This window comes from Megasphaera sp. NM10, from assembly GCF_000417505.1.
GTDB lineage: Bacteria > Bacillota > Negativicutes > Veillonellales > Megasphaeraceae > Megasphaera > Megasphaera intestinihominis.
In genome coordinates, this window is sequence record NZ_APHY01000017.1 from 1 (window position 1) to 20,963 (window position 20,963).

10 protein-coding genes and 1 pseudogene are annotated in these 20,963 nt (G+C 47.0%); 10 read left to right on the forward strand and 1 reads right to left on the reverse strand.

Annotation, left to right across the window (positions count from 1 at the left end; all coding sequences use genetic code 11):
* The 10 genes and pseudogenes from NM10_RS03975 to NM10_RS04020 form a co-directional block, all read left to right on the forward strand.
* Window positions 1–551 (forward strand): annotated as a pseudogene (locus NM10_RS03975) (IS701 family transposase); the annotation flags it as partial.
* Window positions 552–617: 66 nt separating this feature from the next.
* Window positions 618–1,217: a DUF1819 family protein gene (locus tag NM10_RS03980; protein WP_020310319.1), complete on the forward strand. Its 600-nt coding sequence runs from the start codon at window positions 618–620 to the stop codon at window positions 1,215–1,217.
* 5 nt (window positions 1,218–1,222) lie between these two features.
* A complete protein-coding gene (locus tag NM10_RS03985) occupies window positions 1,223–1,852 on the forward strand; it encodes a DUF1788 domain-containing protein (RefSeq protein ID WP_020310320.1) in 630 nt (209 codons plus the stop codon).
* Window positions 1,853–1,865: 13 nt separating this feature from the next.
* Entirely contained in the window at window positions 1,866–5,483 is a 3,618-nt protein-coding gene (gene brxC / locus NM10_RS03990; protein WP_020310321.1) for a BREX system P-loop protein BrxC, read from the forward strand.
* A gap of 20 nt (window positions 5,484–5,503) precedes the next feature.
* On the forward strand, window positions 5,504–9,235 hold the full coding sequence (gene pglX, locus NM10_RS03995) for a BREX-1 system adenine-specific DNA-methyltransferase PglX (RefSeq protein WP_020310322.1): 3,732 nt from the start codon (window positions 5,504–5,506) through the stop codon (window positions 9,233–9,235).
* Between the two features lie 138 nt (window positions 9,236–9,373).
* Window positions 9,374–11,899, forward strand: coding sequence for a BREX-1 system phosphatase PglZ type A (gene pglZ, locus NM10_RS04000; protein ID WP_020310323.1), 2,526 nt, complete (start codon window positions 9,374–9,376; stop codon window positions 11,897–11,899).
* A 24-nt stretch (window positions 11,900–11,923) separates the two neighbouring features.
* Window positions 11,924–14,038, forward strand: coding sequence for a protease Lon-related BREX system protein BrxL (gene brxL / locus NM10_RS04005; RefSeq protein ID WP_020310324.1), 2,115 nt, complete (start codon window positions 11,924–11,926; stop codon window positions 14,036–14,038).
* Window positions 14,039–14,142: 104 nt separating this feature from the next.
* A complete protein-coding gene (locus tag NM10_RS04010) occupies window positions 14,143–14,916 on the forward strand; it encodes a hypothetical protein (RefSeq protein WP_020310325.1) in 774 nt (257 codons plus the stop codon).
* 25 nt (window positions 14,917–14,941) lie between these two features.
* Window positions 14,942–16,762 (forward strand): ImmA/IrrE family metallo-endopeptidase, encoded by a 1,821-nt coding sequence (locus tag NM10_RS04015; protein ID WP_239639600.1) that lies wholly within the window; start codon window positions 14,942–14,944, stop codon window positions 16,760–16,762.
* A gap of 1,834 nt (window positions 16,763–18,596) precedes the next feature.
* On the forward strand, window positions 18,597–20,519 hold the full coding sequence (locus NM10_RS04020) for an ABC-F family ATP-binding cassette domain-containing protein (protein WP_036200694.1): 1,923 nt from the start codon (window positions 18,597–18,599) through the stop codon (window positions 20,517–20,519).
* A 102-nt stretch (window positions 20,520–20,621) separates the two neighbouring features.
* Here the strand turns inward: NM10_RS04020 and NM10_RS04025 are convergent.
* Window positions 20,622–20,963, reverse strand: a 342-nt coding sequence (locus NM10_RS04025) for a zinc ribbon domain-containing protein (protein ID WP_020310328.1), incomplete at its 5' end; no start/stop codon positions are given.

The following is a 20,963-nucleotide window of genomic DNA, read 5'->3' on the forward strand; positions in this document are numbered from 1 at the left end:
TGATTGGCATGCAGGTCGGCCATCGGATTGTTTTGACCCATATCTGCGGGAATCGCCGTATCCACGCCTATGTCAGCTGCACTACATCTGGCTCCCGGCGGCTTTTCTTCAGTACCTTGGACCCCGGTGCCCTGCATATGAGCTGCGCCTGGCAGGAACGAAAGATCCTACGGGACGCACCGGCAGAAGGCATGGACTATTATCCTTTGAAGCTGTACAAGCTGCGTTGGGCCATCGAAACCAACTACTATGAGCAGAAGGCCTTCTGGTCGCTGAATGCCTACCGGATTCGCCGCCAAAATGGCATTGAACACATGGTGAATTTGATAAACCTCGTTCACAGCAGCCTGAAAATGCTGCCGTATCTGGACGAGCATTTTGCGAAGTACCAAAACACCAGTCCACAAGAGCTGCGAAGCCATATAAGCTGGCAAATACAGCGTGAAATATTTTTAGGCACTTTAGTCTCTAAAGCCCAATCCGCAAAAAATCCAACGGACTTAGTGCAGGCCTTGTGTAAACTAGTTTTGTCAACTTCCGAGGCAGCGTAAAAGTTGTAAAGTGCTGCTAATAATGTGTGTTAAGGTAATTTGTGACAGGTGTATAGAGGTGAAATCATGAATCGTAAACCGTATAGTGCCGGGGCTGTTAAATTTGCTTTCTGGTTTCCTGAGTTCCGTAAAGAAATCGCTATGATTTCTAAGGGTCTGAGTTTGGATGAAATCAAGTCGGCTTGTCTTGATAAAAATTTTTTCAATGCTTCGACGCCGGCCCGGGCCGCAATGATGTATCAAACAGTGACAGCACGGATTCAGGAGCTGGATGCCAGCATTTATCCGCTATTCCAGCAGTCGGATCTGGCGACACAGAAGTTGGTCAATTTAACCGCTATCATGATGCATGAAAGCCTCTTTTTTGATTTTATGTATGAGGTGTTCAGAGAAAAAATCCTGATGGGGACGAATGAGCTGAACGACCGGGATGTACGGATTTTTTTCCGTGACAAACAACTACAAGACAGCAAAGCCGCGACCTGGACGGATCAGACGTTGCAACGCCTGGGGCGAACCTATAAAAGCTATCTTTTGGGAGCTGGCCTTTCTGACCGGGGCCAGAAGACGCGGAAATTATTCAAACCCATCCTGGATCCGGCTTTTGAAACTTGGCTGGTCCAGCAGCACCTGGAACCGATTATCAAAGCATTGACGGGAGTTTGATCAGCATGGCAGCACAGACAATATCGCGTGAATATTATAAAAACCGCCGCAGCCTTTCCGAACGGTTTGCCGAGATGGACGAAAAAATCAAGGTGCCTTCCTTCCGACAGTCTACCGGCAAAGCCAATGAGGTCAACTACTGGGTATTCGACTATCCGCCGGAACAGGAACTGGAAGTCCGCAGTCATATTGAATGGCTGAAGAAACACAATCGCAAAGGTTTTGATGATTACGAATTAATTATATATGATTTATACGATATCATCATCGACCGATTAACGGAAAAAGGCTTTATTGAAAAGACCAAGAAGTTGGAAAGCCGAGGCGGTATCCAGCGTGTCGTAACGGCTATACAGCGGATGCTGCGGATTACCGACAAAGATAACTACCTAGTCCACTATATGGAAGAACATACGCCGGAAAACGCCGTTGTCCTGATTACGGGAATTGGCAAATGCTACCCTATTCTGGAAGCGCCGGAAGTGTTCAATAAAATACTTTACAATTTGCCGCAAAAATTTGCCGCCACGCCGGTCATCCTGTTTTATCCGGGAACCTATACGGAGCAAGAGCTGGTGGTTTTTAATGAATTTGTGGAAGATAGCTATTACCGGGCATTCCGCATAGCCCGCTAAAGAGGGATGAATCATGGAAATTAAAGATATGTTTGCCAAACCCATCGACCGTGACCTGCAAGGTGTCATCAAGGTCGGCGACATTGAAAATGAAAATATCCGGCAGGAGCTGGAAGAATACGTCGTGACGAAGGAACTGCAAAAACACTTTGCCGATTTTTTTGCTGCCTACAAGAAAGGAATCAACGGGACGACGCCGAAGATGGGCGTCTGGATTTCCGGCTTCTTTGGCAGTGGTAAATCGCACCTGTTAAAAATCTTTTCTTATCTGCTAGATAATACCAAAGTCGGTGGTAAAAGAGCCATTGACTACTTCATCGATGATCATAAAATCGAAGATCCGATGGTGCTGGCCGATATGAAACTGGCCGCCGAAACGCCGACAGATGTCGTCCTTTTTAATATCGACTCCAAGAGCGACTCCAATGGCAAAAAGGATAAGGACGCCATTGTCAACGTCTTCCTCAAAGTCTTCAACGAAATGCAGGGATTCTGCGGCACGATTCCCTATGTAGCCGACTTGGAACGCAATCTGACGGAAAAAGGCCGCTACGACGAATTCAAACAGAAATTTGCCGCTGCCAGTGGCGAAGCGTGGGAAGATGCGCGACATGAATTCGACTTCGTCCAGGACGATATTGTCGATGTCCTGGTTGAGATGGGGGTCATGTCGGAAGAATCGGCACGGAACTGGTGTGAGAAAGCCATCCAGCCCTATCGCATCTCCATCGAAGAATTTGCCGGCCGCGTCAAAAAGTATATCGACGAAAAAGGCCATAACCATCATGTCGTGTTCCTCGTCGATGAAGTCGGCCAGTATATCGGTGACGACCGCAATCTCATGCTCAACTTGCAGACCGTGACCGAAGATCTGGGCAGCGCCTGCAATGGCAAAGTCTGGGTCATCGTCACTTCCCAGCAGGACATCGATTCTATTATCAAAGTCAAAGGCAACGATTTCTCCAAAATCCAGGGCCGCTTTGATACCCGCCTGTCCCTGTCTTCGGCCAATGTCGATGCCGTCATCAAAAAACGTATCCTGGAAAAGAACGATACCGCCGCCCAGATACTGCGGCTCCTGTACGGCCAGGAAGAAACGACTATCAAGAACAAGATTGTCTTCACCGACTCGGTGGAACGCAAGCTCTACACAGGAAAAGACGATTTTGCCGCCGTCTATCCGTTCATCCCGTATCAGTTCAATCTGCTCGGTTCTGTCCTGACCGCCATCCGGACCCACGGCGCTTCCGGCAAGCACCTGTCCGAAGGGGAACGCTCCATGCTGGCCATGTTCAAAGAATCGGCCGTTGCCTATATGCATGAACAGCAAGGCACGATTATCCCGTTCTATGCCTTCTACACGCCGATGGAAAATTTCCTCGACCACAGCCATCGCAGTGTCATCATTAAAGCTTACGAAAATGACTATATTAACCCAGATCACAAGACCGGCGATGTCTTTGCCATTAACGTACTAAAAACACTGTTCCTCATCAAATACGTACAGGATATAACGCCGAATATCGACAATATTACGACACTCATGATGGATAATCTCGAGGAAGACCGGATTACCCTGAAGGGAAACGTCGAAGAGGCTCTGAAAGTCCTGATCCGCCAGATGCTGGTACAGAAAAATGGTGAATCCTATGTATTCTTGACCAACGAAGAACAGGAAATTAACCGGGAAATCGAAAGCGAAGATATCGACAATGCCGATGTCATTCACAAAATATCGGAAATGGTCTTTGAAGATATCTTCACGGACAAAAAATACCGCTATCCTAAATTCAACGGACGCTATACATTCAGCTTCAATCAGACCGTCGATGAATACCCCTATAAAGTAACAAAAGGCAACGATATCGGTATCCATATCCTGACGCCGGCTTCGGACATTACCGATGACGCTATGCTGGCTTCTTTATCCATCGCACAGCCAGATGTCCTGATAGCTCTGCCCAATGACCGGGCCTTTATGGATGAAATCCAGACGTACTTGAAAATCGAAAAATTCCTGCGCCGCAATACGACGGCCTCGATGGTGCAGTACGAAAGCATCAAGGAAGGAAAACGGCTGGAAATGCGGGAACGCTATGACAATGCCCGCTTATTCCTGATGGAAAATCTGAAGAATGCCACCATCTACATTAACGGCAGCCCAGCGGATATCAAGGCCAAAGATGTCAATGTCCGCATTCAGGACGCATTGCATCACCTTGTCGATAAAGTATACAATAAATTATATTACATTGATACACCTTTTGATGAAAGCAGCATACGCAGATTGTTTGACCAAAACGGACAGACTGCGCTCAATCTAGGCCAGACGCGCCAGGCCAACCAACTGGCTCTGGATGACGTACGGGCCTATATCCAGATGAATTCTCAGGCACACCTGAAAACCTCCCTTAAATCTGTCAAAGACCGTTTCATGAAAGCTCCTTATGGATTTGTCGAAGACGATGTAGAATACCTCGTAGCCCAGCTGTTCCGTCAGGGGGATATTGCTTTTACTGTCAATGGGGCTCCGGTCAGCCTGATGAATAAAACGAAAGATGAAATCATCAGCTATATCACGAAGAAACAATTCGTAGAAAACATGATGATGGAACAGAAAATTCGCATCTCCAGCAAGGATAAAAATACGTGTAAAGCCATTATGCGGGCACTGCTGCAAATCACTCCGGCAACAGACGATGAAGACGAACTGATGCAGCATACCCGCAATGGATTCCAGAAATTGCTGTCCCAATTAGAAAAAGTACAGGTATATTATGAAAATAATGATGCCTATCCGGGAAAAGACGTAATCAGACAGGGAATCCAGCTATTGCAGGATATCCTGGCAACACGGTCTACGAAAGAATTTTATAAAGAAATCGTTGATGCAAAAGACGATTTGTTCAATTTTGCCGAAGATTATGAACCAATCCAGGGATTTTTCCAGGGCGAACAAAAGCATATTTTCGATAACGCCCTGAGCTCGATGAAGATTTATGATGACAGCAAAAACTATATCGTCAACCGAGAATTGGAAGACACGGTAAAAGAAATCAAGCGGATTCTGTACGAAGATAATCCATACCAGTATATTCCCCGCCTGCCGGAACTGCTGAATACATTTGGGACGCTTTATAGTGCGGTCCTGGATGAACAGGAAAAACCAGTCCGCGATTCTATCTATAGTTCTCGTCAACGCGTCATGGATGTACTGCGGGAAAAATCCTATCAGGAAGAAAAGAAAGATTCCTATACCCACCAGTTCGATGATCTGCTGCGAAGAGTGGAACGGTGCAATAACGTATCGACATTGCGCAGCTTTGCCGACCAGGCCGATGCATTGAAAATCCGCCTGCTTGATGAAATGACCGAAAAGGATAATAAACTGGTACAGGAACAGGCCGAAAGGAACAAAAAGAATGCTCCGGGCCAGTTCGGAACGGAAGAAAACACGCCTAAAGTTACGCCGCCTATCAAAAAGACAAAGAACGTAACCATCAAGGCCATGACCGGGACGGCTTCGTGGCGGTTGGAATCGCCTCAGGATGTCGATGCCTATGTCGAAGCTTTGCGGAAGAAATTGCTGAGCGAACTGGATAAAGACACCATCGTCAACGTTGAATTTTAATCAGGAAGGACAGGGATATCATGGATAAAACGGCCATAAAGAAATTTGCCATCTGGGCGAGAAATAAGCTCATCGCCGACAGCGTATATAAAGCCCGTCTACTGGGCATCACCGATAAAGGAATACAGGAACTGCTCCCCCAGTCTGCAGCGGATGCCCAATTCTTCGACATCGGCTTGAAAGAACCGGCCACCGTTACGGGAAATGCAATTGCCCAGCGGAAAAATCTCGTGGCCGTCATCAAGGAAAGAGCCAAAGATATCCCCTATGAGGATGCATTTTCCCAAATCATGGAAGAAACGGCCTATACCTGGTTCAACCGCCTCATTGCCATCCGGTTCATGGAAGTCAATGATTACCTGCCTGGCCATATCCGGGTATTGTCCTCGGATAACCCGGATAAAATCGAACCGGATTTGGTGACATCGCCTTTTGATTCGGACCTGACCTTCAGCGAAGATGAATCGCGGCAGATTGTAGACTGGAAAATGAATAACCAGACCGATGACCTGTTCCGTATGCTGTTCATCAAGACATGCAATGCCCTGAATGAACCCCTCCCCATGCTGTTTGAAAAAATCGCCGATTATACGGAACTCTTGCTTACCCTCTCCATTTCTGACCGGGACGGCGTCGTCTGGCATCTCGTCCATGATATCCCCGAAGACGATTTCCGGGACCAGGTGCAGATTATCGGCTGGCTCTATCAGTATTACAATACAGAACCGAAGGACAAAGTCTTTGCCCGTAAGAGCAGTGAAAAAATAAAGAAAGAAGATATCCCGGCTGCTACCCAGCTGTTTACGCCGGACTGGATCGTCCGCTACATGGTAGAAAATTCCCTGGGACGGTTGTGGATAGAAGGCCATCCCAATGAAGCTCTCAAAGAGCAATGGAAATATTATCTCGACGAAGCGAAACAACAAGAACCCGTCCAGGAACAGCTGAATCAGATATATGCTGAACACAGTAAGCTCAATCCGGAAGACCTGACCTGTCTTGATCCCTGCTGTGGCAGTGGCCATATCCTGGTCTATATGTTTGATGTGCTCATGCAAATCTATCGGAGCCGGGGCTATCGTGACCGTGATGCCGCCATCAGTATTGTCGAACATAATCTTTATGGCCTCGATATTGATGAACGGGCTGCCCAGCTGGCTTATTTTGCCGTCATAATGAAAGCCCGCCAGTATGACCGACGTTTCCTGAGCCGGGGCATCCAGCCCCATGTCTATGCCATCGAAGAAAGCAATGGCTTATCTACGTGGAAAGCTTTTTCCGGCAGTGATTTTGGCCAATTGACACTAGACCAAACTTATATTGCTCAGGCGGATGCATTGATTGACCTGTTCCATGATGCCAAAGAATATGGCTCCATCTTCAAGGTCGAGCCGACAGATTATGACAATCTTCAGGACTATCTGGAAGAAATCCGGCAAAAGGGTTCGGAAAACATCCTCTTTGCCGCTTGGAGTGCAGAAATGGCCGACAAAATGCCAAAACTCATCCGTCAAGCCAAAATCTTATCTAAGAAATATGATGTCGTCGTGACTAATCCGCCTTATATGGGCAGTAGCGGCATGGATGCCAAGTTGTCGAAGTATGTCAAGGACAACTATCCCGACAGCAAGAGCGACCTCTTTGCCGTCTTCATTGAACAATGTGGGGCTATGATTAAGCCGAACGGTTATCAGGCCATGATTACCCAGCACGCTTGGATGTTTCTCTCTAGTTATGAAAAGCTGAGGGAAAAGATATTGCAAAAGATGATCGTTAATATGGCTCATCTTGGCCCGCGTGCTTTTGAAGAAATCGGCGGTGAGGTCGTACAAACTACCAGCTTTGTTCTACGAAACGAATTTTCAAACGGATACCAAGGGGAATATTGCCGGCTTATCGAGCCAACGACACAACAGGGCAAAGAAGCAATATTTTTATCGGCGCAAAATAGGTATGTAAGCCAGCAAGAAAATTTTGCTAAGATTCCTGGAAGTCCTGTGGCGTATTGGGTAAGTAAAAATATATTAGGGGATTTTATTAAAGGTTTAAAGATAGGCAGTTGTTGCCAAGTTAAAATTGGAATGGGAACTGGGAAAAATGATATTTTTATTCGAAATTGGTGGGAAGTTAATAATAATTTAATAGACTTTACAATTAATAATTGCAAAGAGTTAGAAATGAGCAAGAAAAAATTTTTTCCCTATAACAAAGGTGGTGATTATAGAAAATGGTTTGGAAATCAAAGATTTGTTCTTTGGTTTGATAAAGATGGAAGGAAACGCATGAACGAAACGCCTGGTCACAGAGAAAATGGGGGTTATAATTTCTACTTTCATAAAGGTATTACGTGGACATTTATTAGTTCAAGCAACTTTGGGGTACGGTATATTCCTTCAGGTTTTTTATTTGATGTTGCAGGATCAACATTATTTTGTGACGATAATAAATTAATGTATGTTTTGGGCTTTTTATCCTCGACTACAGCAGATTATCTAATCAAAATATTAAATCCAACATTGAATTTTCAAGCTGGTAATTTAAAATCCTTACCATTAATAAGCAAAGACGAAGTAATTCAGCAAGCCAGTGAAATTTGTAGAGAGTCAATCGCTCTTTCCAAAGCCGACTGGAATTCCTTAGAAACTTCTTGGGATTTCCAGTACTATCCCTTGGTCAAAAAAAGAATGTCCGACCTAATGAATTACATGCCAGGAGAAAGTAAAAGTATCACCCTAGAGGAATGTTACCTGGATTTCAAGGCAGCCTGTAATAACCGGTTCGTTGCGCTCCAGAACAATGAGCAGAAACTGAACCAAATATTCATCAATCTGTATGGTCTCCAGAACGAGTTGACCCCAGAGGTGGCGGATAAGGACATCACCGTCCACAAAGTGTTCGACCGAAAGAAGGATGTGCCGGAATCCATGGTCGGCAGCAATTATGTCCTAACCAAGGAAGACGTCATGAAGTCCCTCTTGTCCTATGCTGTAGGCTGCCTTTTCGGCCGTTATTCCTTGGATACGCCGGGGCTGGCCTATGCTGGCGGCGAATGGGATGCCGGTAAATACCAGACCTTTATTCCTGACAACGACAACGTCGTGCCTATTACCGACGAAGAATACTTTGATGACGACTTGTCGTCCTTCATCTGTGCTTGGCTGAAAAAGGCCTTCGGCCGGGAAAACTTCGAAGCCAACCTGGAATTCCTCACCGATGCCCTGGGAACCAGGGGTACTACTTCCAGAGAAAAGCTCCGCAACTATTTCCTCAAGAACTTCTACAAGGACCATTGCAAGACTTATCAGAAACGGCCGATTTACTGGCTCTTTGACAGTGGTAAGGAGAACGGCTTTAAGGCTCTCGTCTATCTCCATCGCTACGATGAAAACACCATAGGGCGCGTCCGTGCCGATTATCTCCACCGCATGGAACGGATTTACAGCAATGAAGTCAACCGCATGCAGGATGTTATCGATCACAGCCATTCGGCCCATGAAGTATCGGTAGCGGAAAAGCGGCTGGAAAAGATGAAGAAGCAGATCAAAGAATGTCAGGACTATGATGCCAAGCTGGGCCACCTGGCCCTGGACCAGATTCACCTCGACCTGGACGATGGCGTCAAAATCAACTACCGCAAAGTCCAGACCGGCCGGGACGGTAAATTTTACGAAGTATTGGCCGACTCCAAAGCTATCATGGCCAAAGACGCCCTCTGGCACGAATACCTTACGGAATGGCATCATGAACAATAGCGCTATCTTTTGAATATCTTGTGAACTTCGAAATTTATACGCGAGAGAACGCAAAAAAAAGCGGATAACTAAGCGGTTCAAAAGGTATTGGCTATCTTTTGATTATCTTTTAATTATCTTTTGAGGAACGAGTGAACTATGGCAGAATTAAATCTCAAGCAAATAGAAGACAGACTTAATGAAGAGTTTCGTACGAGTGGAGACGAAAACCGGAAACTGGTCTTTTGGTATGATGATCGGGCTGAATTTGCCGAAGATGTAGATTCATTGCAACTGGATAACGCAAAAATCCTGCATCTTATGCCGGATAATCAGTTTGCTACCAAACTCTTCCTCGAACACGAAGACCGAACCACGAATTACCTTATTTATGCCCCATTCTCCAAGCCCGATGTCCACGAGAACCATTTGGAAGATATACTGCTCTACTCGCGGCAATTTTACGCAGACCGGGCTTCTTTGCTCGCTGTCGACCTCGGCATCGGTGAAGAATGGAAGCCGGTCCTGGAGGCGCATATTCGCTTTTTTGCCAACAAGGAGCGGACGAAGAAGTTTTATGATCTGGGTATCAGCCAGTACGATGGAACGACGATTCGCCTAGGTATGATATGTGCTCTGGCAGGCGCCCGGACGTGTTCACTCGAAGAAGCACTGCGCATCGTCCTTGATGAAGAAAGCCAGGAAAACCATCGGATTTTTGACGAATTAGCCCGGTATGATTTGATGGATTCTTTTTGGGATTTGTGCGCCCGCCATTTTGGCCTGGCCTGGGAAAATCCAAGCATAGCCAAGCTGGTACTGGCTCTGTTTGTGACCTGTGCCGCTCATGAAATCATGGAACCCGTACCCAATAGTTGGGAACCTTTCAAAATGCGCAAGACCGGCAATGCCATTGCTTTCTTGGACAGCATGATGAACAGCGTCGTTTATCAGGCTGTTTTTGATAGGCTATCGCTCTTTGCCAGCCAGCAGCTCCATGTCGCAGATTCACTGAAAACGTACCCTCTGGAAAGCTTAATTGCCTGCGGCTGCTTTGCTGATGTCGATACGCTGCTGATCCAGTGGATCGCCGGTCGGCTGGAATCTGAAGACGTGGATGCGCATTTGGGTGATTATCGTATTCTGGCACTCTGTGAATTTCGCAAAAAGACACATTTCGGCCAACAGCGGGAACATATATATGACATGTTTATCTGTGCCATCAGATTGGAAATGTTGACAAGACAGTCATATCCTGATGGTTTCCAGAATATCATCAAAGACTATAAAAATCATTTGTACCAGGTTGATACAGATTATCGCCATTTTTATTATCACTTAGATAGACTTGCTGATGCCAGTGCTTATGAACCGTTGCGTATATTGATTGAAAATATATACACTAATGAATACTTGGGCAAATTATTGCCGGAATGGAATGCGGGAATCATGGAAGATAAGGCTTTGTCGGTGATTCCCCTGCAACGTGATTTCTATGACCATTATGTAGCTAACAGTAAAGACCGGGTCGTAGTCATTATTTCCGATGCGATGCGTTATGAAACAGGGCGGGAACTCTTTGACCGCCTGGGCGATAATCCCCGCAGTGAAGTGAAAATTGAGGCTATGCTCAGCACCTTACCATCATATACCCGGCTAGGCATGTCGGCTCTCCTGCCCCATCGGAAGCTGGAATTGTCCCCGGAAGGGAAAGAACTCGTCGACGGGGCATACTGTATCGATATCCAGAGCCGGGAAAAAGCATTACAGGCTCGGCAGCCGCTGGCCCGCTGTGTATCCTTTGATGATTTGAAACACATGAAAACACGGGATATGCGGGATATTTTTACAGGCCAGCAAGTCATTTACGTATATCATGACCAGATTGATGTCCGCGGCGAACATGCCGAGGATGAAGTGTTCCAGGCCTGTGAAGAAGCCGTGAAAGAAATCCTGGATTTCATCGAGAAAGTCCATAACGGGGCTAATACACATCATTTCATCGTGACGGCAGACCATGGGTTCATTTACAAGCGCAATAAGGTGCAGGAATCGGATAAAATCGGCAACGTTCATCATCATGATATTGTGAAACGGCGTTACATCATCTCGCAGGAAGGAATTCAAGAAGATGGTGTACAGAACCTGAATCTCGGCTATCTGCTGGGGAACGAGGACAACCGCATGGTTTCTTTCCCCATTGGGACAAGTGTCTTCAAAACGCGGGGCAGCGGCGGTCAGAATTATGTACACGGTGGTTCTTCGCCGCAGGAAATGCTGGTCCCGGTCATTGATGTCCATATGGAACGAGGCAAAGCGGATGTGCGGACGGTAAAAATCCGCTTCATCAACACCATCAGTAAGATTACCAATCTCATTACGACGCTGGATTTCATCCAGTCGGAACCGGTCGGGGAGACTGTCAAAGAAGCCACGTATCTGATTGGTTTTGTAGATGCCGAAAGCCAGCCTGTTTCTAATGAAATCACACATGTGGCTGACAGCCGGGAAGAAGACCCGGCCAAGCGGACATTCCGGATCCGCTTTACGTTCAAAAATCAGGAGTATGATGTCAGCCAGTCGTATTTCCTGGTCATCAAAGACGCGGAAACGGGCATAGACGTATTCCGCCATCCGTTCATTATGGATCTTCCCTTTGCTGGAGATTTTGGCTTTGATTTGTGATGAACGCAGAGAGGAAGGATTGATATGGAGACAGCAGGTGGAACCACCAACCGGGAAGAAATCCGCCAGAAATTGAAGACTCATTTCCCAGGGAAAATCGTCCGCAAGGATTTGACGAAAAAAATCAAAGAAGGGGCCAATGTCCCTGTGTACGTCTTGGAATTTCTATTAGGTCAGTATTGCAGCTCTGACGATGAAGAAATCGTCAAAGCGGGAGTGGAAAACGTAAAAAAGATTTTATCTGCCAATTTTGTGCGCCCCGATGAAGCGCAGAAAGTACTCTCGGTCCTGCGTCAGCACGGCAGCCACACCGTCATCGATATGATTACGGTCAGCTTGAATATCAAGCAGGATTATTATGAAGCCTCATTTTCCAATCTGGGCCTGACCGGAATCCCCATTGCTGATGAATACCCGGAAAAATACGACCGCCTTTTGTGCGGCGGTATATGGTGCATCGTACAGTTGAATTATGACGCAGAAGGAACGGAGAACCTGGATATCATTCTGCCCAATGAAAACAGCCCTCAGTCAAATAACCGAAGACAGAAGAACATCTATCCTATTAGTATCCGCAATCTGACGCCCATCCAGATGCCTCATGTTGACATGGATGAATTAAAGCGCGGCCGTCAGGCTTTTACTAAAGAAGAATGGATGGATGTCATGCTGCGCTCGACCGGTATGGAGCCGGACTCTCTGTCATATCGTGAAAAGTGGCTGCTCCTTACACGTATGATTCCGCTTGTGGAAAATAATTTCAATCTCTGTGAGCTGGGACCGCGCAGTACAGGGAAATCACATATATACAAGGAAATTTCACCGAACAGTATCCTCGTTTCTGGCGGCCAGACGACGGTAGCCAACCTCTTTTACAACATGGCCAGCCATCAGATTGGACTGGTCGGCCTGTGGGACTGTGTGGCCTTTGATGAAGTAGCCGGCATCAAATTCAAGGACAAGGATGGCATCCAGATCATGAAAGACTATATGGCATCGGGATCCTTTGCCCGGGGCAAGGAAGAAAAAGCGGCTTCGGCATCGATGGTCTTTGTCGGCAATATCAACCAGTCTGTCGATGTCCTGCTGAAAACGTCGAGCCTGTTCGACCCGTTCCCGCCAGAAATGGGAACGGACACGGCTTTCCTCGACCGTATCCATGGCTACAACCCTGGTTGGGAAATCCCTAAATTCCGGCCTGAACATTTCACCGACGATTACGGATTCATTTCTGATTATCTGGCTGGATTCATGCGAGAACTGCGAAAAGAGCAGTATGGTGACGCCCTGGATGCCTATTTCCGGTTGGGGAAAAATCTGAACCAGCGCGATACTATTGCGGTCCGCAAGATGGTCGGCGGATACATCAAGTTGCTGTACCCGGATGGCCGTTTTAGCAAAGACGAAGTAGAAGAAGTATTGCAAATGGCGCTGGAGATGCGCCGCCGCGTCAAAGAACAGCTCAAAAAGCTAGGCGGCATGGAATTCTACGACGTGAATTTTTCCTACATCGACAACGAAACCTTTGAAGAACACTATGTCTCCGTGCCGGAACAAGGCGGCGGCAAACTCATTCCTGAAGGCCTCTGCAATCCCGGGCAGGTCTATACCGTTTCCCATGGGAAAAACAACATGATCGGCGTATTCCGCCTGGAAAGCCAGATGCTGCCGGGCAGCGGGAAATTTGAACGCACCGGCATCGGCAGCGACAGAGAATGCAAAGAAGCCGTCAACACTGCCTATAACTACCTAAAAGCCAATGGCAGGCGTATCAGCGGCAGCATTTCGACGACCGCCAAAGACTATATCATCAACTACCAGGACCTTCAAGGCATCGGTATGACCCATCGCTTAGCGCTCCCGACGCTCATCGCTATTTGCTCCATCGCCCTGAACAAACCCGTCCAAAGCTCCCTCGTCGCCCTTGGTGAAATCAGTATCAGCGGTACACTTATGAAAGTCGACGAACTGGCCAACACCTTGCAAGTATGCCTCGACTCGGGCGCAAAAAAAGTCCTGCTTCCCATTACATCCGCCGCCGATTTGGGAACGGTACCACCTGAATTAATCGGAAGTTTTCAACTGATATTTTATAGTAATCCTGAAGATGCTGTCTTTAAAGCCTTGGGAGTAGAATGATGCTATGCTTCAGGTGGATTTAGCAGGATTTACATGACGTATATCGAAACTATACTATATAGTAGAAGCGTGCTGTACATATTTTCAGGATGGGAGGAATCGAAATGAACGTTAAGAAAAGATTTTTCAGTTTTTTTATGGGGATAATTCTTTTGGCATGCACTAGTATAAATATCAGCCAAGCTGCTAATTTCCGTCCCGAATCGCCACAATCTGTCGCGAAAATTTTAAAGGCAATTGATGGTAATTGGTACGATCATAATGGCAATCTGGTATTACAGATACAAGACGGGTATATTAATGGCTGCAAAATATTGACGGTATATGATCTCGCCGGAGCTTCAGGTAATGGCGGTGCTAATTTCCGTATTTTGGAAAGTACAGGGGAACGTTTAATGCATTTTTCGTGGTATGTACGGCATGATAACATGGACCGTCTGAAAGTTAATGATTCGCAGATGCTGCACCGGGTTGCCCAAATTCCCTTTAGTGAATCCGTTGCCGGCATCCATCTGGGAATGACGCCTGATGAAGTCAAAGCCGTATTAGGAACCCCTTCACAAACAGGAGATTTGCAGCCTTACTGGAGAATGCCTGGCTGGTATTATGCCGATAAAAAAATCGTAGTAACCTTTGACGGTGATTGTGTCGACAGAATTATCCTATTACGTGGCAGCAACACAGTACTAAATAACTCGGGTTTAAATTGCTCTAATACTCCGTCTGAATTTGTACAAGCATATCATATGAATCGCATTCCTAAAGTTGATTTCAACAGCGAAAATGAAAGCGATGGCTGTTATAATATTGGGAATGGAGAATACCTGGCCTTTGGAAATCGTATGTCCTATATTATGCTGACGTATTATTCGTATTAATATAATTGATAAGGGAAGATTTTTTATGGGGGATGCTGAATGTAGGGGGGAAGTAATGGATAAAGGGGAACATAAAGAGAAATGTATTGCTGAAATTGACCAACTGTATGAAAGTGTAATGCGTTTTGATACACAACGAGACTTCCTGGAATATATGGGAGAGTTGCGAAAATTTCCCTATTTAGCACCTTATAATGCGATGATGGTTAAAGTGCAAAAACCAGGTAGTGCTTTTGTAGCGACTCTGGATACGTGGCAAAAAGTATATCATCGTCGGCCTAAACCGGGAGCCCGTCCTTTAGTTATCCTGCGTCGTTTTGGACCTATTTCTTTTGTCTATGAATTAGACGATACAGAAGGAAAGAAGATGCCGCAAGAAGTCATTTCTAAGTACATTCTTCATCCATTTCATTCCGATACACTCATTGATGAGGCAAAGCTTCAAACGCTTATTAGCTCCCTGCTTAAGGAGGGAATTCGTTATCGGGAAGAAAACTATGGCACATATTACGGCGGCCAGATACAATGGAACGCCACCAATGTTGCCAGACTCTCGCATACCTCGAAAAGTAATGTCGATATCATCAGCCACTATTGTATTACCGTTAATAAAAATCAGTCACCAGCAGAAAAATTTGCGACTATTATCCATGAACTTGGACATTACTTTTGTGGGCATTTGAATCGTGAAAAAATCGAATATATTCCCATTCGGACTAATCTTTCCAAAGAAACAAAGGAATTTGAAGCAGAAACAGTTTGTTGGGTAGTTTGTGAAAGACTTAATCTCGCCCATCAGTCCGTGCCTTATTTGCATGGTTATCTGAACCCAGATGGGAAGGTGCCGGATATCAGTCTTGATGCGATTTTAAGGGCTGTCGGTCGGATTGAAAGTATGATTAAAGGCATCAATGAGCCTAGAAAAAATCTAAAAGTAACCCTGTCCAAAGAGGCTGATTCGGCGTTAGAACGAACTTTTCCTGGCTTCAAACAAGCTATTCCGATCCATTTTACGGATTCTAAGAGCTATGACTATGTCTTGCGAATTCCTAGGGAAAGAGGAAAAGCGGACTTTTTAATTGTTAAATATATTTCTAAAGAACGCCAATGGACCTGTTTATATCGTTTTCAAATGGATTCAGCATGGCTGAACGTCATAGAAGGGAATTTTACGCATCATCGGCACCGAGAATTGCTTATCTATATCCATAATGGCAGCGGTCATGTTTTATCGTACCGGGTATTGGCATATGTACATAATCAGGTGCATCCCATCCTCGCAGGAGACTTGATTCCGCAAGGAAATGTCCGGGTTGAAGGTAATCGGCTTATCGTAAGCTCAGGCCATCTAGACAGTATTTATACATGGTCGAAGGAAAAAGGCTTTTTACGCTTTGATTGTGAACAAGAATTGGTTCCTGAAATTGATGCCAATACAATACGTCTCCAATACGCGATTTCTGACGATGAAAAAATAGAGCTTTATATGAATGGAGAAGGATATCCTTCAATGAAACCTATTGAGCTGCATATTGGACAAAAATTACAGTTGCAGCGAATTCACCGTGGTCCTTATGAACGTATTCTTGGCGGGGGACAATGCTTGCAGTCTATTTCCCGTCATGAATATGTAGCACAAGCCGTAGGTGATGCAAGTTTTCAGATTATACCAAAGGGCTATGACTGGGAACATGCTGTTAAGTTTCATGTCAAAGTTCTTCCTCAGAATCCGGTGAAAGAGTTACGTTTTGAGGATATGCAAAAAGACCTTTCTATGCGGAAAAAGAAGTCCATAAAAGAGCAGATTAAAAAATTTTTGAAGAATCACAACATTATCCATGTATAGTAAGTATATATTGTGCATTTTGGAATTTCAGGAAGAAATATTACGTTTAAATTTTATGATGTTAGGAGATTGCTTAGTCGTTAAAATAGGTATTTATAATTTTTTTGATGATTGATATTAGCCGATGAAGGTTAGCTTTTGTATAGCAGTTGCTACCGGAAGTATTTTGCTCATTGGATACATTGGGCTGTTTGTACTATTTAAATAATACATATGGAGCTGATTGAGCTTATTTTCCGGGAATTTGGAGATGGCATGCAAGAGGTCAGGAGTTCGATCCTCCTTATCTCCACCATAAAGAATACGATAACCACGCGGTTTATGAGCCGCGTGGTTATTTTTTTTTCGCCTCTATGCGATTTCGTAGGGGACGCCTGTTAAGACGTCCCGCTACGCGCTGAGGATTTCCCGAAGCGTCGTTGTTAGTTTGAGTTTATAGCGGCGAAGCCGCATCTGAATCCGAGTTCGTAAAAGCCTGCCATTAGAATAGAATGGGCTGTGGTGAAATATCAAAGCGGGCCGCCCAGCCACGGCTGTCCGTTTTGGCAACCGTCCTGCACCTCCCGCTGGTCGGCACCTGACGGGTCAAAAAGGCTTTCGGGACAGCCCCTACGCAACGGCTTCAAGCCGTATTTTTTTACGACAGGTGTATTGTTTTCATCGCTTCTATGCGATAGCCGGAATTTATGGCAGATGGATTCCCTTAATCCATTGACGATTCCCTTGTTTTGATATGGGCTTTAAGGGAATCGCTGGGAAATAAAGGAATGATTGCAGCCTCGTCCTTGACGAAGATTAACTGATAACGGTATAATAAACGTGAAAGAGGTCCTGCCGATAGACGGTTGGTCCCCAAATAATGACTACAAAAGTAGCCGCTTACGAGTGGGATCGAGGGCGGCTATTTTTGTGTTCTATTTGAAGCGCATCCGATGGCATACCCAAGCGCGAAAGCACCTAAGCAGAGGCCGAGAATACCAATAAAAGTATCTACAGTCAGAAGCATACAAATCCCCTCCTTTCCCATGGATTGGAGGGTTCACACAAAATCCCTCCTTAGGAAGCAAGGGACCAACCGCCTACCGTTTTAGGCAGAACTTCGAAGCTAGTATATCATAGGCATACCTTATCGTCTACCTTTGAGTGACTAGTACTAACAGAATAAGAACCACAAAAATAGTCGCTTACGATGGGGAGTCCTGGGCGGCTATTTTTGTTTTTTATCGTCTGTATGCGATGCCGTAGGGGCCGCCCAGAGCTATTCTGGCCCGTCAGATGCAGGAGACGATTTCCTGGATAGATGACAGCGGCGGGCGGCCCGCTACGCGCAGAGAGTTTCCCGAAGCGTCGTTGTCAGTTTGAGTTTATAGCGGCGAAGCCGTATCTGAATCCGAGAAAAGGCCGTAGCTCGTTGTTCGTAAAGACCCGCCATCATACTCGGCTAGGCTGTGGCGAAATCTCTCTAGCGGGCTTCCCACGTGGAAGCCCCTACGAAACGGCCGCAGGCCGTGGATTTTTTTGCGGCCTGCTTATTATTTTCATCGCCTCTATGCGATACCGTAGGGGACGTCCTGTTAAGGCGTCCCGTGTGAATCCTGTACATAGCCGGAATTTATGACAAATGGGATGAATTTGACGCGGCAAAGCCGCATCGGAATCCGAGTCTTGACGATGATTGAGGGTTGACGGTATAATAGATATGTGAAAAGGGGTCTTGCCGCGGGACGGTCGACCTTCATGAATTGCTACAGGAGTAGCCGCTCAAGATAGGAGTCGCGGGCGGCTCTTTTTTTTGTTTTGTCGTCAGTATGCCAGGAAGGGCAGGATTGTATAGATGGGTAGTATTAAAGTACAGAAATTGAGTAAGTCTTTTGGAGTGCATACGGTATTCCATGATGTGAGTTTTGAAATCCGCCGGGGCGAACGGATTGGCCTCATCGGGGCCAACGGGGCCGGGAAGTCGACGCTGCTCAAGTGCCTCATGGGCGAAGAGGACTACGACAACGGGGCGTTTGTCGTTTCCGAAGGCGAATCCATCGGCTATTTGCAGCAGGATATCACTTACGCCGACGATGTGACCTTGCGCCAGACGATTACCGAGGCCTGGCAGGACGTCATGAAGCTGGAAAAGGATTTGAAGGCTGTCGAAAAGGCCATGCAGGCCCATCCCGATGATGAAGGCTTGATGAACCGCTATGCCCGCATGCAGGAACGGTTCGAGTGGCTCGACGGCTATGAATACGAATCGATGTCGCGGAAAATCGTCCAGGGCCTGGGCTTTTCGGAAGCCGACATGGACCGGCCGGTCCAGAGCTTTTCTGGCGGCCAGAAGACGCGCATCAATCTGGCCAAGGCCCTCGTCCGCCGGCCGGATTATTTGTTCCTCGATGAACCGACGAACCATCTCGACGTGGACATGCTGGAATGGCTGGAAAGCTATCTCTTGTCTTATGGCGGCGGCATCCTCATCGTATCCCATGACCGTTATTTCCTCGACCGCGTGGCGACGGGCATCCTCGAACTGTCCCACGGCAAGGTAACTAAATACAAGGGCAATTATTCGCGCTATGTCGAGCAGCATGCCCAGCAGCAGAAGGCCCTGGAAAAGGCCTATAAGAAGCAGCAGGAACACATCCACGAAACGGAAGAATATATCCGCAAATACAAAGCCGGCATCAAGGCCAAGCAGGCCCGCGGGCGCCAGTCCCAGCTGGACCGGCTGGAACGCATCGAATGGCAGCCCGAAGATGAGTCGCTGCACTTCAATTTCAAGCCCGTCGAAGAGTGCGGCCAGAAAGTCCTGGTCCTGGACAAGGTCAGCGGCGGCTTTGCCGACCGCCAGTTGTTCGACCATTTATCGCTCCTCCTGCGCCGCGGCGAAGCGGCTTCCCTCATCGGCCCCAATGGGACGGGGAAGACGACGCTCATCCGCATGATCATGGGCGAAAAGGAACCGACAGACGGCCATATTACCTTGGGCAGCCGCGTCCATATCGGCTATTTTGCCCAGGAACACACGGATTTGCACGGGGCCTGGACGGTCCTCGATGAAATCATGAACGATTTCAGTTATGGCGAAGAAGAAGCCCGGTCCGTCCTGGGGCGCTTCATGTTCCGCGGCGACGATGTCTTCAAGGTCATCGACAGCCTCAGCGGCGGCGAACAGGCCCGGCTGGCCCTGTTGAAGCTTTTCCTGCAGGGGCCGAATTTCCTTATCCTCGACGAACCGACGAACCATCTCGACATCCCGACGAGGGAAGTGCTGGAACAGGCTTTGCTGGATTTCGGCGGGACGTACCTCGTCGTATCCCATGACCGTTATTTCCTCGACAAGATTACCCAGCGGACGCTGGTCCTGGAACATAAGCAGCTCACGGAATACGTCGGCAATTACAGTTATTACCGAGAAAAGGTCCGTGAAGCCCAGGAAGCGGCAGAAAAGGCGGCAGCTGAAGCGCAAGGCTCCTCACAGGCTCAGGAAAAGGCAGCAGCTCCGGCAGTGAAGAAGGCGGAACCGGCACCGGCCGTGAAAGCGCCGGCCAAGGCCCCGGCTTATGGCCAGGCGGCCAAGCTGGAAAAAATCGAGATGAAGATTGCCGAACTGGAAGCGACTATCAAGATGTATGAAGTGCAGATGAATATGCCCCAGAACCAGACCGATGCCGACGCCATGATGGAATTGACGCGAGAATATGAAGCGGCCCAGGCTCAGCTCGATGAAGCCTATGAAAAATGGGAAGCCCTGTCGGAATCGTGACGCTGTCCGCACATGACAGATATGAAAAATAAATTTGAACCTCTCCCGCTTGTAGAAGCGGGAGATTCTTGAGAAGGTTGCTGTTTAAGTTTCCTCCTGAAATCAGGATAGCCTTATTCTCAAAGGGCTGTCCAAAAGCCCCTTACACAGTTCCTCAAAATCGAAGTTCTGCTTACTTTTACGAAGTATATTGGCGGCGCCGTTGATGTCGGCATTGGCCGTCCTGCCGTTGGCGAAACGGTACAGGCCGCGCCGGATTCGTTTCCCGCTGAACGTTCCTGTATAGGGGGCATCCGGCTGGTATACGGGAATGTCGTCCAAATCCAGGCAGCTGGCCTGAGAAGTATACGATTCTTCCTGTTCCAGATAGGTTATCCCATAGCGTTCACACAGCTGTTTCAAGGTACTACGCAGATAGCTCAGGCTGATTTGAGTGAAATGCTT